Origin of the sequence: Acinetobacter sp. UBA3025, from assembly GCF_002367915.1 — a bacterium.
In the GTDB taxonomy this organism is placed as follows: Bacteria; Pseudomonadota; Gammaproteobacteria; order Pseudomonadales; family Moraxellaceae; genus Acinetobacter.
Window position 1 is genome coordinate 1 of record NZ_DFDO01000226.1, and the last position, 13,463, is coordinate 13,463.

Genomic DNA, 13,463 nt, shown 5'->3' on the forward strand with positions numbered 1-13,463 from the left:
TGAGCAACATCCCGATGACTTCCCCTCCTTGGAAAGTCGGAGACTGGACATGCCTCGTATTCCTGTAATTAACACCAGCCATTTAGACCGTATTGATGAATTACTGGTCGATGATTTTGAATCTGGTGAATTTAAACTGCACCGTTCCGTATTTACTGATCAAGCCCTGTTTGATCTGGAAATGAAATACATCTTTGAAGGAAACTGGGTTTATCTGGCCCATGAGAGCCAGATTCCCAATAACAACGATTACTACACAACCCATATTGGCCGTCAGCCAATCATCATTGCACGTAACCGCAATGGCGAACTGAATGCCATGATCAATGCCTGCTCTCACCGCGGTGCACAACTGTGCCGTTATAAGCGTGGCAATAAAGCAACCTATACCTGCCCATTCCATGGCTGGACATTCAATAACTCGGGCAAGCTGTTAAAAGTGAAAGATCCGGCTGATGCAGGCTATTCAGATTGCTTTAACCAGGACGGTTCTCATGACCTGAAAAAAGTAGCTCGTTTTGAAAATTACAAAGGCTTCTTGTTTGGCAGCCTGAATCCGGATGTTCCTTCTCTGGAAGAATACCTGGGTGAAGCCACCAAGATCATCGACATGATCGTGGGTCAGTCTGAGCAAGGTCTGGAAGTTTTACGCGGTTCGTCGACTTATACCTATGAAGGTAACTGGAAGCTGACTGCAGAAAACGGTGCCGATGGTTATCACGTCTCTGCCGTGCACTGGAACTATGCTGCAACGACTCAGCAACGTAAGGAAAAAGAAGCTGGCGATAATATTCGTGCCATGAGCGCAGGTTCATGGGGCAAACAAGGCGGTGGTTCTTACGGCTTTGAACATGGTCACATGCTGCTTTGGACACAATGGGCCAACCCGGAAGACCGTCCAAACTTTGCTAAGAAAGATGAATATACCGAGCGTTATGGCGAAGCCATGGCGAAATGGATGATCGAACGTTCACGTAACCTGTGTATCTATCCAAACGTTTACTTCATGGATCAGTTCGGCTCACAAATCCGTGTTCTGCGTCCAATCTCTGTCGATAAGACTGAAGTGACGATTTACTGTATCGGTCCTGTCGGTGAAGAGCCTGAAGCACGCACCCGCCGTATCCGTCAGTATGAAGACTTCTTTAATGCTTCTGGTATGGCTACCCCAGACGATCTGGAAGAATTCCGTGCCTGTCAGGCCGGTTATGCTGGGATCGCGCTGGAATGGAATGATATGTGCCGTGGTTCTAAGCACTGGATTCAAGGGCCAGATGATGCAGCCAATGAAATTGGCCTGAAACCAAAACTGTCTGGTATTAAAACAGAAGATGAAGGCCTGTACCTGGCTCAGCACCAGTACTGGTTAGAGCTGATCAAAAAAGGCATTGCGACTGAAAAAGAAATTGCTGCAAGCACTGAAGGAGAAACCGCATGAGCGACATCACTTTAGAAAATATTGCACAGTTCCTGTATCAGGAAGCCCGCTTTTTAGATGATGAGCAATGGGATGACTGGTTACAGTGCTACGCCCCTACTGCTTCTTTCTGGATGCCTGCTTGGGATGATGATGACCGTCTGACTGAAGATCCACAGTCTGAAATCTCACTGATTTACTACCCAGACCGTCAGGGTCTTGAAGACCGTGTGTTCCGGATCAAGACAGAACGTTCATCTGCCACCATGCCGGATACCCGTACTAGTCACAACATCTGCAATATTGAAATTGTGGAACGTGATGGCGACAAGGTCACTGTGCGCTTTAACTGGAATACCCTGAGTTTCCGCTACAAAACCAGTTACAGCTACTTTGGTATGTCTCGTTATGTAATCAATTTTTCAGGCGAAAAACCACAGATTTTAAGCAAATACGTGGTGCTGAAAAACGATTACATCAACCAGGTTGTCGACATTTATCACCTCTAAGACTGTCTCGACAGCAAGGTCAAACCTTTCAGCCAGGGAAATATGGCTGAAAGGCTAAGTTTCAAAGATTTATATAGGATATTCAGCCATGTCAAACCACAATGTTGCACTCCAATTTGAAGATGGCGTTACACGTTTTATTAGTGTTGCCCAAGGCGAAACCTTGTCCGATGCAGCTTACCGTCAAAAGATCAATATCCCTCTAGATTGCCGTGACGGTGCATGTGGAACGTGCCGCGCTTTTTGTGAATCAGGTGCGTATGACATGCCTGAAGAAATGTACATTGAAGATGCACTGACTCCAGAAGAAGCCGCAGAAGGTTTTATCCTGGCTTGCCAATGTAAACCGACTTCGGATGCCGTATTCCAAATTCAGGCCTCCTCTGATGTCTGTAAAACCGAGATTCATGCATTTCAAGGTACGTTGGCCCGTGTAGAAAACCTGTCTGATTCCACCATTACTTTTGATATTCAACTCGATGATGGTCAACCAGATATCCATTTTCTGGCCGGACAATATGTCAATGTCGGCATTCCTGGCACCACTGAAACCCGTTCTTACTCATTCAGTTCCAAGCCGGGCAACCGTTTAACCGGCTTCGTGGTGCGCAATGTGCCGAACGGCAAAATGTCGAGCTTCCTCAGCGCTGACGCAAAAGCCGGTGACAAAATGACCTTTACCGGTCCATTCGGCAGCTTCTATCTGCGTAATGTGACCCGTCCAGTATTGATGCTGGCAGGTGGTACCGGGATTGCCCCGTTCCTGTCTATGCTGCAAGTTCTGGAAGAAAAAGGTTCGGAACATCCGGTACGTCTGGTATTCGGTGTGACCAATGACTTCGACTTGGTCGCAATTGAAAAGCTGAATAAACTGCAAGACAAATTCCCATGGTTCGAATATCGCACAGTGGTCGCAAATCCAGAATCTACACATGAGCGTAAAGGTTATGTGACTGGTCATATCGAAAACGAATGGCTGAATGCTGGAGATGTCGACATCTACCTGTGTGGTCCAGTGCCAATGGTTGAAGCGGTTCGCGGCTGGCTGGATGCGGAAGGTGTCAAACCTGCCAGCTTCCTGTTTGAAAAATTCTCTGCCAACTAAGTTTAGAAGCCGGAGAACCTCATGAACTGTAACCCAAGATTTGAAAATAAAGTCGTGATCGTGACTGGTGCTGCGCAAGGCATCGGTCGCGGTGTCGCGATTCAGGTGGCGAGCGAAGGCGCTCAAGTCATCATGGCCGATCTTTCTCCCTATGTAGAAGAAGTATTGGCAGAGATTGAAGCCACAGGTGGCGATGCCATTACTGTAAAAGCCGATCTGGAAACTTATGCCGGTGCTCAATCTGTCGTTGAAAAAGCCTTAGATACCTATGGGCGTATTGATGTGCTGATCAACAATGTTGGCGGTGCGATCTGGATGAAACCTTTTGAAGAATTTTCTGAAGAAGAAATCATCAAAGAAGTGAACCGTTCATTGTTCCCAACCATGTGGTGCTGCCGTGCAGTTTTACCAGAAATGATTAAAAATCAGAAGGGTACCATTGTAAACGTATCTTCTATTGCCACACGCGGCATTAACCGTGTGCCATATTCGGCATCGAAAGGTGGAGTTAACGGTTTGACTGCTGCTCTTGCCTTTGAACATGCCAAAGACGGGATTCGTGTCAACGCCGTTGCAACGGGTGGTACCGAAGCACCGCCACGTAAGGTTCCACGTAATGCCAATCCATTAACGGAAACTGAAAAAGTATGGATGCAGCAAGTGGTAGATCAGACCATTGACCGTACGTTTATGGGTCGCTACGGCACAATTCAGGAGCAAGTAAATGCCATTCTATTCCTGGCTTCCGATGAATCATCTTATATGACAGGTACCGTAGTACCGGTCGGTGGTGGAGATCAAGGCTAGTCCTGATCATCACGATTTTTGACAGGCTCATGGTTCGACGCAAGGAGGCACATTACCAATGAACACCCTGTTTCAGACATTAAAAAATGACTGGTCAATTTCAGCGACTGTTGCAGGATTTCTAGCAGTGCTGATTTCCTATTCAGGACCACTGATCATTTTTTTCCAGGCAGCGCAGCAAGCCCAGGTTTCCCCAGACATGATGATTTCATGGATTTGGGGAATTTCTATTGGTGCGGCGCTCGCAGGTATCTTTTTATCGATTAAATACAAAATACCTGTTGTCACCGCCTGGTCTGCGCCCGGAACGGCACTATTGGTCACGCTGTTTCCCGATATTTCGCTCAATGAAGCGGTTGCGGCCTATATCACCTCTGCTGTGGTGATTTTTCTCATTGGGATTACCGGTTATTTCGACAAATTGCTGTCCTGGATTCCCCAGGAAGTCGCTGCCGGAATGATGGCCGGAATTTTACTGCAGTTTGGTTTAGGACTGTTCACCGCGACCGATACCATGCCCTATATCGTCTTTGGCATGCTGGCGGTGTTTTTGCTGGCCAAGCGTTTCAGTCCACGTTATGCCATGGTCTGGGTGCTGGTTGCCGGTGTGATTTTAAGCATGCTGCTGGGCAAGATTAATCCGGTCACGGCAGATTTCAGTCTGGCAATTCCGCAATTTATTGCACCGGAATGGACTTGGAGTTCCACCCTGAATCTGGCCCTCCCGCTTATTCTGGTCAGTCTGTCGGGCCAGTTCTTACCAGGAATGGCCATTATCAAGATCAGTGGATATGACATGCCTGCCAAGCCAATTATCAGTGCAACCAGTATTGCCTCGCTCGCAGTAGCCTGTGTGGGGGGGATTACTATTGTATTGGCCTCTATTACGGCCGCATTGTGTTTAGGCAAAGACGCGCACGAGCTGAAAGAAAAGCGTTATATCGCGGGTGTGGCGAACGGGCTTTTTTATATTTTAGGCGGCCTGTTTGCCGGCAGCATTGTCATGCTGTTTAGCCTGATGCCGAAGGAATTAATTGCAGCTTTGGCAGGATTGGCCTTACTCGGAGCAATTGCCACTAACATCTCTATGGCGATGGGCAAAGAGTCGCAACGTGATGCCGCACTGATCACCTTTTTAGCAACTGCTTCCGGCATGCATTTCTTGGGGCTGAGTTCAGTCTTTTGGGGGATTTGTATTGGCCTGGTAGCACATTTTCTGCTGTCACAGAAAGACCGTAATGCTGTTCCGGTTGCAACATCAGATTCAAAACGAATTTAAAGACATCCATTAGTTTAGGGTATGTAAGGACCAGATTATGATAGATAAAAGTTCATTATCATTGAAAGAAGCACTCTCCCAGATCAAGGATGGTTCTACCATTATGATCGGCGGATTTGGGACAGCGGGTCAGCCTGCTGAACTGATTGATGGTCTGATCGAATTGGGAATCAAGGATCTTATTATTGTCAATAATAATGCTGGTAATGGCGACTATGGTCTGGCGAAACTGCTTAAAGCGGGCGCTGTGCGTAAAATTATCTGCTCTTTCCCGCGTCAGTCTGATTCCTGGGTATTTGACGAACTCTATCGTGCAGGCAAGATCGAACTGGAACTGGTGCCGCAAGGTAATCTGGCTTGCCGTATTCAGGCAGCAGGTATGGGCTTAGGTCCAATCTATACCCCAACCGGTTTTGGTACCTTGCTGGCTGAAGGCAAACCAACCTTGAACTATGAAGGCAAAGATTTTGTCCTGGAAAATCCGATTAAAGCTGACTTTGCTTTAATTAAGGCCCATCAGGGCGACCGTTGGGGCAATCTGGTCTACCGTAAATCTGCGCGTAACTTTGGCCCGATTATGGCGATGGCCGCAGACATTACCATTGCCCAAGTCGCTGAAGTGGTTAAACTCGGTGAGCTGGATCCGGAACACATCATCACCCCAGGCATCTTTGTTCAACACGTTGTTCAAGTTCAACCGGCACAGTAATTACGGATAAGGAGAAGATTGATGAGCTATAACAAACTGACCCGTGACCAGATTGCTGAACGTGTTGCCCAGGACATTCCGGATGGTGCCTATGTCAACCTTGGTATTGGCCTGCCGACCAAGATTGCCAGCTATCTGCCTGCAGACAAGGATGTTTTCCTGCATTCTGAAAATGGCTTGCTAGCTTTTGGCCCGCCACCTGCCAAAGGTGAAGAAGACCCTGAACTGATCAATGCTGGTAAAGAATTTGTGACCATGCTGACTGGCGGTGCTTTTTTCCATCATGGGGATTCTTTTGCGATGATGCGCGGCGGACACTTAGATATCGCAGTTTTGGGTGCTTTCCAAGTCGCTGAAAATGGTGATCTGGCCAACTGGCATACCGGTGCACCCGATGCAATTCCTGCAGTCGGTGGCGCGATGGATCTGGCCGTCGGCGCCAAGAAAGTCTTTATCACTACTGATCACGTCACTAAAAAAGGCGAACCTAAGATTGTGGCTGAACTGACTTATCCTGCGACTGGCCTGAAATGTGTGGACCGCATCTATACTGACCTGTGTGTAATTGATGTCACTCCTGAAGGCATGAAAGTCATTGAAAAAGTCGTAGGTCTGTCATTTGAAGAATTGCAGGCATTAACTGGTGCCAAACTGATTGATGCGACTCAATCAAATTAAGGGGAAGTCCCTCCCTTATTAAAGGAGGGATTTAGGGAGGATTTGAGGATTAAAACTACTTCATTAAATCCCTCCCAACCTCCCTTTAAAAAGGGAGGAGTTTTCTTCTTTTAAATATGTGAGCAAATACACAATGAAAAACGCATATATTATCGATGCCATTCGTACCCCATTCGGTCGCTATGCTGGTGGGCTGGCACCTGTTCGTGCCGATGACCTGGGTGCGATTCCGATTAAGGCTCTGATGGAACGCAACCCAAGTATCAACTGGGAAAAAGTTGATGACATTATCTACGGCTGTGCCAACCAGGCCGGTGAAGACAACCGCAACGTGGGTCGTATGTCAGCACTGCTTGCAAGTGTACCTTATCAAGTGCCAGCCACTACCATTAACCGTCTTTGCGGATCCTCCCTAGATGCAATAGCGATTGCGGCACGTGCCATTAAAGCCGGTGAAGCGAATCTGATTGTGGCTGGTGGTGTGGAATCCATGTCACGCGCCCCTTTTGTCATGGGTAAAGCAGAAACCGCTTATGGCCGTAGCCAGAAAATTGAAGACACCACCATGGGCTGGCGTTTTATCAACCCGAAACTGAAAGAACTGTATGGCGTGGAAACCATGCCGGAAACTGCTGAAAACGTGGCAGAACAGTTCAATATTAATCGTGAAGATCAAGACAAGTTTGCCCTGACCAGCCAGCAACGTACAGCAGCAGCACAAGCCAAAGGTTTCTTTAAAAATGAAATCGTGCCCGTGGTCATTCCTCAGCGTAAAGGCGAACCAGTTGTGGTAGATACTGATGAACATCCTCGTGCTTCTACAACACTAGAAGGTTTAACTAAGTTAAAACCAGTCGTCAAAGCAGATGGTACGGTGACGGCAGGCAATGCTTCTGGCATTAACGATGGTGCAGCGGCACTCCTGATTGCATCCGATGAAGCCGTTCAACACTATAGTTTAAAACCACGTGCCAAAATTATTGGTTCAACGGTTGTCGGTGTAGAGCCACGTATTATGGGCTTTGGTCCGGCACCAGCAATCAAAAAGCTGCTGGCTCAGACTGGGCTAACGCTGGAACAGATGGATGTCATTGAACTGAACGAAGCCTTTGCTGCACAGGCACTCGCAGTGACCCGTGACCTTGGCCTTCCGGATGATGCTGCGCATGTCAATCCAAATGGTGGGGCCATTGCAATCGGCCATCCACTCGGTGCTTCCGGTGCCCGTCTGGTGACTACTGCCTTGAACCAATTGGAACAGACTGATGGCAAATATGCCCTTTGCTCTATGTGTATCGGTGTAGGTCAAGGTATCGCGCTGATTATTGAACGTGTGTAATGCATAATTAAAAATATAAACTCCTCTCTTTTTTAAAGGGAGGTCGGGAGGGATTTTAATGCCAACATTTACATCAAATGATGCCCAGATTAATTACCAGACTTTTGGGGATGCTAGCAAACCTGCATTGGTATTTTCCAATTCACTGGGCACCAAATACAGCATGTGGCAGCCACAGATTGCGCATTTCCAGCAAGATTATTACGTAATCTGCTATGACACCCGTGGTCATGGTGGTTCGGAAGCACCGCAAGGCCCGTATAGCCTGGAGCAGTTGGGTCAGGATATAGTGAATCTTCTGGATCATTTGAACATTGCAAAAGCAGCATTCTGTGGTATTTCTATGGGTGGCTTAATCGGTCAATGGTTAGCGATTCATAAGCCAGAACGTTTTAGCCAGGTGATTGTCTGCAATACTGCAGCCAAAATTGGCCAGGAACAGGCATGGCAAGACCGTGCTGCGCTTGTCCGTGAGCAAGGTCTTGCTCCGATTGCTGCAACTGCGGCATCACGCTGGTTTACCGATCCCTTTATCCAGAGCAACCCGGCAGTCGTTGCAGAACTTTCAAACGACCTCGGAGCTGGCAGCCCAGAAGGCTATGCAAACTGCTGTGAAGCTCTGGCTAAGGCGGATGTCCGCGAACAACTTAGTAGCATTCAAATCCCTGTGCTGATTATTGCGGGTCAGCAGGATCCGGTGACGACTGTTGCAGATGGACAGTTTATGCAGCAACGTATTGCGAATAGCCAGTTGTTTGAAATCAATGCTTCGCATATTTCCAATATTGAACAACCGGAAGCCTTTAATCAGGCAGTACAAACTTTTCTTGCTGCTTAATTCATTCTTATAAAAAAGCCACGATAATTCGTGGCTTTCTTTTATTCGAGTATTTGTTAAGCCCAGATCACCAGCATCGCTGCAATCACCACCAGTCCTAAGCCCCAGTGCTCGGCACGCGCCAGTTTTTCTTTAAAGAAATAAGCTGAAATCAGCAGACTGAACAGGATTTCGATTTGTCCCAAGGTTTTCACGATTGGCACGCTCATCATACTCATGGCGGTAAACCAGCCAAGGGAGGCCATAAAGCTACAAAAACTGACTTTAAAAGTAAGCCCCAAACGTTGCCACATGGCAACTAAGGTTTTTCGGCTAAACAGACTGAGGTAAATCAGCATACTGATGCACTGGAAACCAATCACTGAAATCAGTACCCATGAAGCACGATGCACGGTTGGCAACATCGGTAGTTCCAGACTGGCTTCACGTACCAAGAGTGAAGTAATAGCAAAGCTCAAACCGCTGCCAATTCCGATGGCTAAAGTCTTGGTGGATAAGCCGGTCAGCTGATTGCCTTTACTAAGCAAAAACACAGCATAACCACCGATCAGCACCCCGATCCATGCCAGTACAGAAAGATGATCTGATAGAAAAATCACTCCGATAATGGCTGCCAGAATCGCTTCACTTTTTGCCAGTCCAACGCCAATCGCATAATTTTTCTGTTTAAATAGCTGCACCATCAAGGCGGTTGCCAGAATCTGGCTGATACCCGCAATCAGGATATAGATCCAGTACTTCAGGGTAAAATGCACCACACATTCTACCGGTTTGAAGTGGTATAAAGTTGCAATGTAAAGCCCGGCCAGCGGCAAGCCAAACAGGAAACGTGCCAGTGTCACGCCCCAAATATCGACAGTAGTACTGAGCTGTTTTTGAAAGGCATTTCGCCAAGCCTGCATAAATGCAGCCATTAAAGTAAAGAAAATCCAGCTGATTGCCATACCCTGATCATTAGTACCGTAAAAGTGAATTAATTCTATGCCTTAGTACAATCTATGACTAATTAAAAAAGAGATAATGGCTAATAGCTAAAAGTTTAATTTTCTAATTTAGAAATAATTAAAATTTATCAGTCTGATAGGGATAAAATTGATTTCTTAGATTTGAACTATGCTGAAAAAATAAGAAAATAACTCCAGATTCTTGATTAAATTATAATAAAAGACTTTCCTATTCTAAGGGAGCTATATTTGATTCAACAGGATAAACTTTTTCCATTGGAATAAAGCGAATGCCATGTTTGTGAGTAAGTTCACCTGTTTCTACAAAACCAAATTTTTTATAAATATTGAAGCCATATAAACTGGATTTGACTGTGATCCTTTGATGCCCTTGATTACAGATTTGTTCTTCTAAAAAATTCCACATTTGTCGTCCATATCCCTGCCCCTGATAAGCTGGATCCAGAAAAAAGTGCATGAAGTGTGCAGGTTCCATATAGGCCACCACGCCCACAATTTTTTGATTAATTTCTCCAACAAAATAATGAATATCAGCTCGATCAAAAATGGTCTGAAGAATTTTAGGTTGAAAACGCTTGCGTCCCTCTTCACTAGAAATCAAGACATCAACAAATGGGGCAATGACGTTCGCAATTGCTAGTGTGTCCTGAACAGTGGCTTTTCTTATCTTCATCATATTTTAATACCCCAAAAGCAGAACTAAAAAATTAAAAATAATTTATTTTTCAGCATTATGTATGTTTTAAAATTGAGCAAAATATATACCAATTAGGTCTTTTGAAAAACGCGATTCAATCGATTTTTTTCAATAATTTTTGATCTCTAATTTTTTTATAGTTTGCATTATTCAGTTTTTTAAATTAGTGCTCTGTTTTTTTATTTAAGAAAAAAATACATAAATCAGTTCATCAGTTTTTACAGTTCACTCAGCTTTTCTTCTATAAACAGTCACTAAACTATAATTTAATGAATAATCGATCACACGCATTTTACAATTAATCAACATAGTGTTTTTTAAGAAATTTTTATGATGAATTTTTAAACAGGATAAAATTCCGCAATGCAATCTGAATATAAATTATAGAGTTTCAGTAATTCATTGTAATTCATTCATTTTGCAGGGAGTATCGATGAAGTATTTTGAATGTCCAGTTTGCGAACAGCAGATCTTTTTCGCCAAATTCGTATGTGATCACTGCCTTTCTCCTATCGGCTATATCGCATCCGAAAAAGAAATGACGACATTTAAAAAGCTGAATGCTCAGGAGTGGGTTCCCGTTGCCGAAAAGTATCAACATTCCCGTTATAAACCTTGTTATAACTATACCCATCATCAGGTATGTAACTGGATGATCCCTGTAGATGACGAGGAAGATTTTTGTGAATCCTGTCAGCTGACGCATGTGATTCCGAATCTGGAGAATTCTGAGAACATGATTTACTGGTATCGGCTCGAGGAAGCCAAACGCCGTTTTCTGTATCTGACCCAACGTATGAACATTATGCCTCGTCCAAAACATTCGGATGATGATCCGTTGGGTTTGCGTTTTGATTTTCTTCTTCCTGAAAAAGACAAGCCAGTACTTACCGGCCATGCCAATGGTGTGATTACCTTAAATGCCTTCGAGGCCGATGTGGTTTATCGTGAAACCACCCGGGTCAATATGGGTGAAAATTACAGGACATTATTAGGGCATTTTCGTCATGAAAGTGGGCATTTTTATTTTAATGTCATCCAGCACCTACACCCCGAATTACTCGATGAACTTCGCTATTATTTTGGAGATGAGCGGCAAAATTATAGTGAAGCACTAGAGAGGCACTATAATCAAGGTGCGCCTATCAACTGGCATGAAAAATATATTAGTCCCTATGCCACTACACACCCGTGGGAAGATTGGGCTGAAACCTGGTCACATTATCTGCATATCATGGAAACACTGGAAACTGCATTTTATGCCGGTCTACGCGTGGAAGGTAATGGCCGAAATCTAGCCAGTATGGACTTTAAAGAATGCCCGATTGGTGGACAGGATTTTGAACATATCCTGGAAAACTGGGTCACCCTGACTTTTAATTTGAATGCCTTAAACCGCAGTATGGGTCTGGAAGATGCTTACCCCTTTAAGCTGACTGAAGCTGTGAAAGATAAACTGCGTTTCATTCATCGGCATATCTTGGATAAAGTCTTTAATAACCCACGTCTGATTCAGAACTAAAATATTTATCTAGTACAATAAATAAAGCCCGTGATTCACAGGCTTTATTTTGGGCTTATTTTAAGAAAGAGAACTAAGCAATTTTCATTGAACCGGTTTCTTCAAACTGGGCATGCCAGGACAAAGCTTCATTTAACAAATGCGGTGTTTGCCCACCATGCGCACAGGCGCGCTCAAAGTAATCATTCAGACTTTTACGATAATCGGGATGAGCACAAATATCGATAATCTTGCGGGCACGTTCACGTGGTGCCAATCCGCGCAGATCGGCCAAACCTTGCTCTGTTACCAGAATATCCACGTCATGGTCAGTATGATCTGTATGGCTCACCAGTGGAACCACAGACGAAATCGCACCACCTTTGGCATAGGATTTAGTCACAAAAATCGCAATATGTGCATGACGGGTAAAATCACCTGAGCCGCCAATACCATTCATCATCTTGGTGCCAGCGACATGGGTTGAATTCACATTCCCGTAAATATCAAACTCCAGTGCGGTATTGATTGCAATTATACCCAGACGGCGAATCAGCTCAGGGTTGTTGGAAAGTTCTTGCGGGCGTAAGACAATTTTATCTTTGTACTGATCAAAATTCTTCATCACCCGTGCCGCACATTCATCGCTCAGGGTCATGGAACAACCAGAAGCAAAGGTCATTTTTCCTGAATCGATAAGCTGGAAAGTACAGTCTTGCAGGACTTCAGAATACATTTCCAGATGGTTGAAATTAGAATGTTCAAAACCTACAAATACGGCATTTGCCACGGAACCTACTCCGGACTGCAGCGGCCCCAGATTTTCAGGTAATCGTCCTGCGGCGACTTCATTTTCAAAGAATTGAATTAAGTGGCTGGCAATCGCCAGTGTTTCTTCATCCGGCTCATCCATTGCGAAAGAAGTATCCGGAATCTCATTAATGACAATCGCAGCAATTTTTTCAGGTGCAACATGGATTCCGATTGTACCTATCTTGTCACTGGCTTGCGTCAAAGGAATCGGGCCACGGTTTGGACGGGTTTTAGGCAAATAAATATCATGTACGCCTTCTAGCACCGGATTAACTGTTGTATCAATTTCAACAATGACCCGATCTGCCATTTCGATGAAATTCGCCGAGTTTCCACAAGAACCGGTCGGAATAATCTGGCCATCTTCAGTAATGGCCGTTGCGGCAATTATAGCTACATTAATCGCCGGCAGGTTTTTATGACGGATATTGTCTGCCAGTTCAGAAAGATGCTGATCGATATACATCACTTCACCATTATTGATGGCCTGACGTAAAGAAGGATCAGCCTGATAAGGATAACGGCGGGTTATAACGTTAGCTTCATTCAGTTTCCCATCAATCCGGTTCCCCAGACTTGCACCTGTCGCCAAGGTAATATGGATCGGATGCTGCCGGGCATATTCAGCCAATGCCAAAGGCACAGTTTTCGCTTCACCGGCGCCGCCAAAACCGCTCAAACCAATTACATCACCATCTTGAATCAATTGTAGTGCTTTTTCTACAGGTACTACTTTATCTTGTAATGCGAGCAAACGAATACGCTCTAAACCGTTCATAAAAATTCTCAAAAATTAAAAATAAAGA

13 protein-coding genes are annotated in these 13,463 nt (G+C 45.0%); 10 read left to right on the forward strand and 3 right to left on the reverse strand.

The window, feature by feature from the left end:
• Nucleotides 1-49: 49 nt before the first annotated feature.
• The 9 genes from benA to pcaD all read left to right on the forward strand — a co-directional run bounded on the left by benA (nucleotide 50) and on the right by pcaD (nucleotide 8,681).
• Nucleotides 50-1,438, forward strand: a complete 1,389-nt coding sequence (benA, locus tag B4J23_RS09535; RefSeq protein WP_104426109.1) for a benzoate 1,2-dioxygenase large subunit — start codon at nucleotides 50-52, stop codon at nucleotides 1,436-1,438.
• Entirely contained in the window at nucleotides 1,435-1,926 is a 492-nt protein-coding gene (gene benB / locus B4J23_RS09540) for a benzoate 1,2-dioxygenase small subunit (RefSeq protein ID WP_291360243.1), read from the forward strand. Before benA ends, benB begins: the two co-directional genes overlap by 4 nt.
• Before the next feature lie 88 nt (nucleotides 1,927-2,014).
• Nucleotides 2,015-3,031 carry a benzoate 1,2-dioxygenase electron transfer component BenC gene (benC, locus tag B4J23_RS09545; protein ID WP_291360245.1) on the forward strand — a complete coding sequence of 339 codons (1,017 nt, stop codon included), beginning with the start codon at nucleotides 2,015-2,017 and terminating at the stop codon, nucleotides 3,029-3,031.
• A 21-nt stretch (nucleotides 3,032-3,052) separates the two neighbouring features.
• Nucleotides 3,053-3,838 carry a benzoate diol dehydrogenase BenD gene (benD, locus tag B4J23_RS09550; protein ID WP_291360246.1) on the forward strand — a complete coding sequence of 262 codons (786 nt, stop codon included), beginning with the start codon at nucleotides 3,053-3,055 and terminating at the stop codon, nucleotides 3,836-3,838.
• A gap of 58 nt (nucleotides 3,839-3,896) precedes the next feature.
• Entirely contained in the window at nucleotides 3,897-5,117 is a 1,221-nt protein-coding gene (gene benE / locus B4J23_RS09555; protein ID WP_064096714.1) for a benzoate/H(+) symporter BenE, read from the forward strand.
• Between the two features lie 37 nt (nucleotides 5,118-5,154).
• Nucleotides 5,155-5,826: a 3-oxoacid CoA-transferase subunit A gene (locus B4J23_RS09560; RefSeq protein ID WP_291360250.1), complete on the forward strand. Its 672-nt coding sequence runs from the start codon at nucleotides 5,155-5,157 to the stop codon at nucleotides 5,824-5,826.
• A 21-nt stretch (nucleotides 5,827-5,847) separates the two neighbouring features.
• Nucleotides 5,848-6,504 (forward strand): 3-oxoacid CoA-transferase subunit B, encoded by a 657-nt coding sequence (locus B4J23_RS09565; protein WP_291360252.1) that lies wholly within the window; start codon nucleotides 5,848-5,850, stop codon nucleotides 6,502-6,504.
• A gap of 133 nt (nucleotides 6,505-6,637) precedes the next feature.
• Nucleotides 6,638-7,843, forward strand: a complete 1,206-nt coding sequence (pcaF, locus tag B4J23_RS09570) for a 3-oxoadipyl-CoA thiolase (protein ID WP_291360254.1) — start codon at nucleotides 6,638-6,640, stop codon at nucleotides 7,841-7,843.
• A gap of 58 nt (nucleotides 7,844-7,901) precedes the next feature.
• Nucleotides 7,902-8,681, forward strand: a complete 780-nt coding sequence (pcaD, locus tag B4J23_RS09575) for a 3-oxoadipate enol-lactonase (protein WP_291360256.1) — start codon at nucleotides 7,902-7,904, stop codon at nucleotides 8,679-8,681.
• 56 nt (nucleotides 8,682-8,737) lie between these two features.
• On the opposite strand, the gene B4J23_RS09580 is transcribed toward pcaD, so the two are convergent.
• Both B4J23_RS09580 and B4J23_RS09585 read right to left on the reverse strand, forming a co-directional pair.
• The gene (locus B4J23_RS09580) at nucleotides 8,738-9,625 is read right to left on the reverse strand and encodes a DMT family transporter (protein WP_291360257.1); all 888 of its coding nucleotides are present in this window, start codon (nucleotides 9,623-9,625) and stop codon (nucleotides 8,738-8,740) included.
• Nucleotides 9,626-9,854: 229 nt separating this feature from the next.
• Entirely contained in the window at nucleotides 9,855-10,319 is a 465-nt protein-coding gene (locus B4J23_RS09585; protein WP_175968213.1) for a GNAT family N-acetyltransferase, read from the reverse strand.
• Nucleotides 10,320-10,776: 457 nt separating this feature from the next.
• Here B4J23_RS09585 and B4J23_RS09590 point away from each other — a divergent pair, with 457 nt between their 5' ends.
• Nucleotides 10,777-11,865 (forward strand): zinc-binding metallopeptidase family protein, encoded by a 1,089-nt coding sequence (locus B4J23_RS09590; RefSeq protein WP_291360259.1) that lies wholly within the window; start codon nucleotides 10,777-10,779, stop codon nucleotides 11,863-11,865.
• A 73-nt stretch (nucleotides 11,866-11,938) separates the two neighbouring features.
• Here the strand turns inward: B4J23_RS09590 and B4J23_RS09595 are convergent, their stop codons facing one another.
• Nucleotides 11,939-13,435 (reverse strand): succinate CoA transferase, encoded by a 1,497-nt coding sequence (locus B4J23_RS09595; RefSeq protein ID WP_180159432.1) that lies wholly within the window; start codon nucleotides 13,433-13,435, stop codon nucleotides 11,939-11,941.
• Between the last annotated feature and the right edge of the window lie 28 nt (nucleotides 13,436-13,463).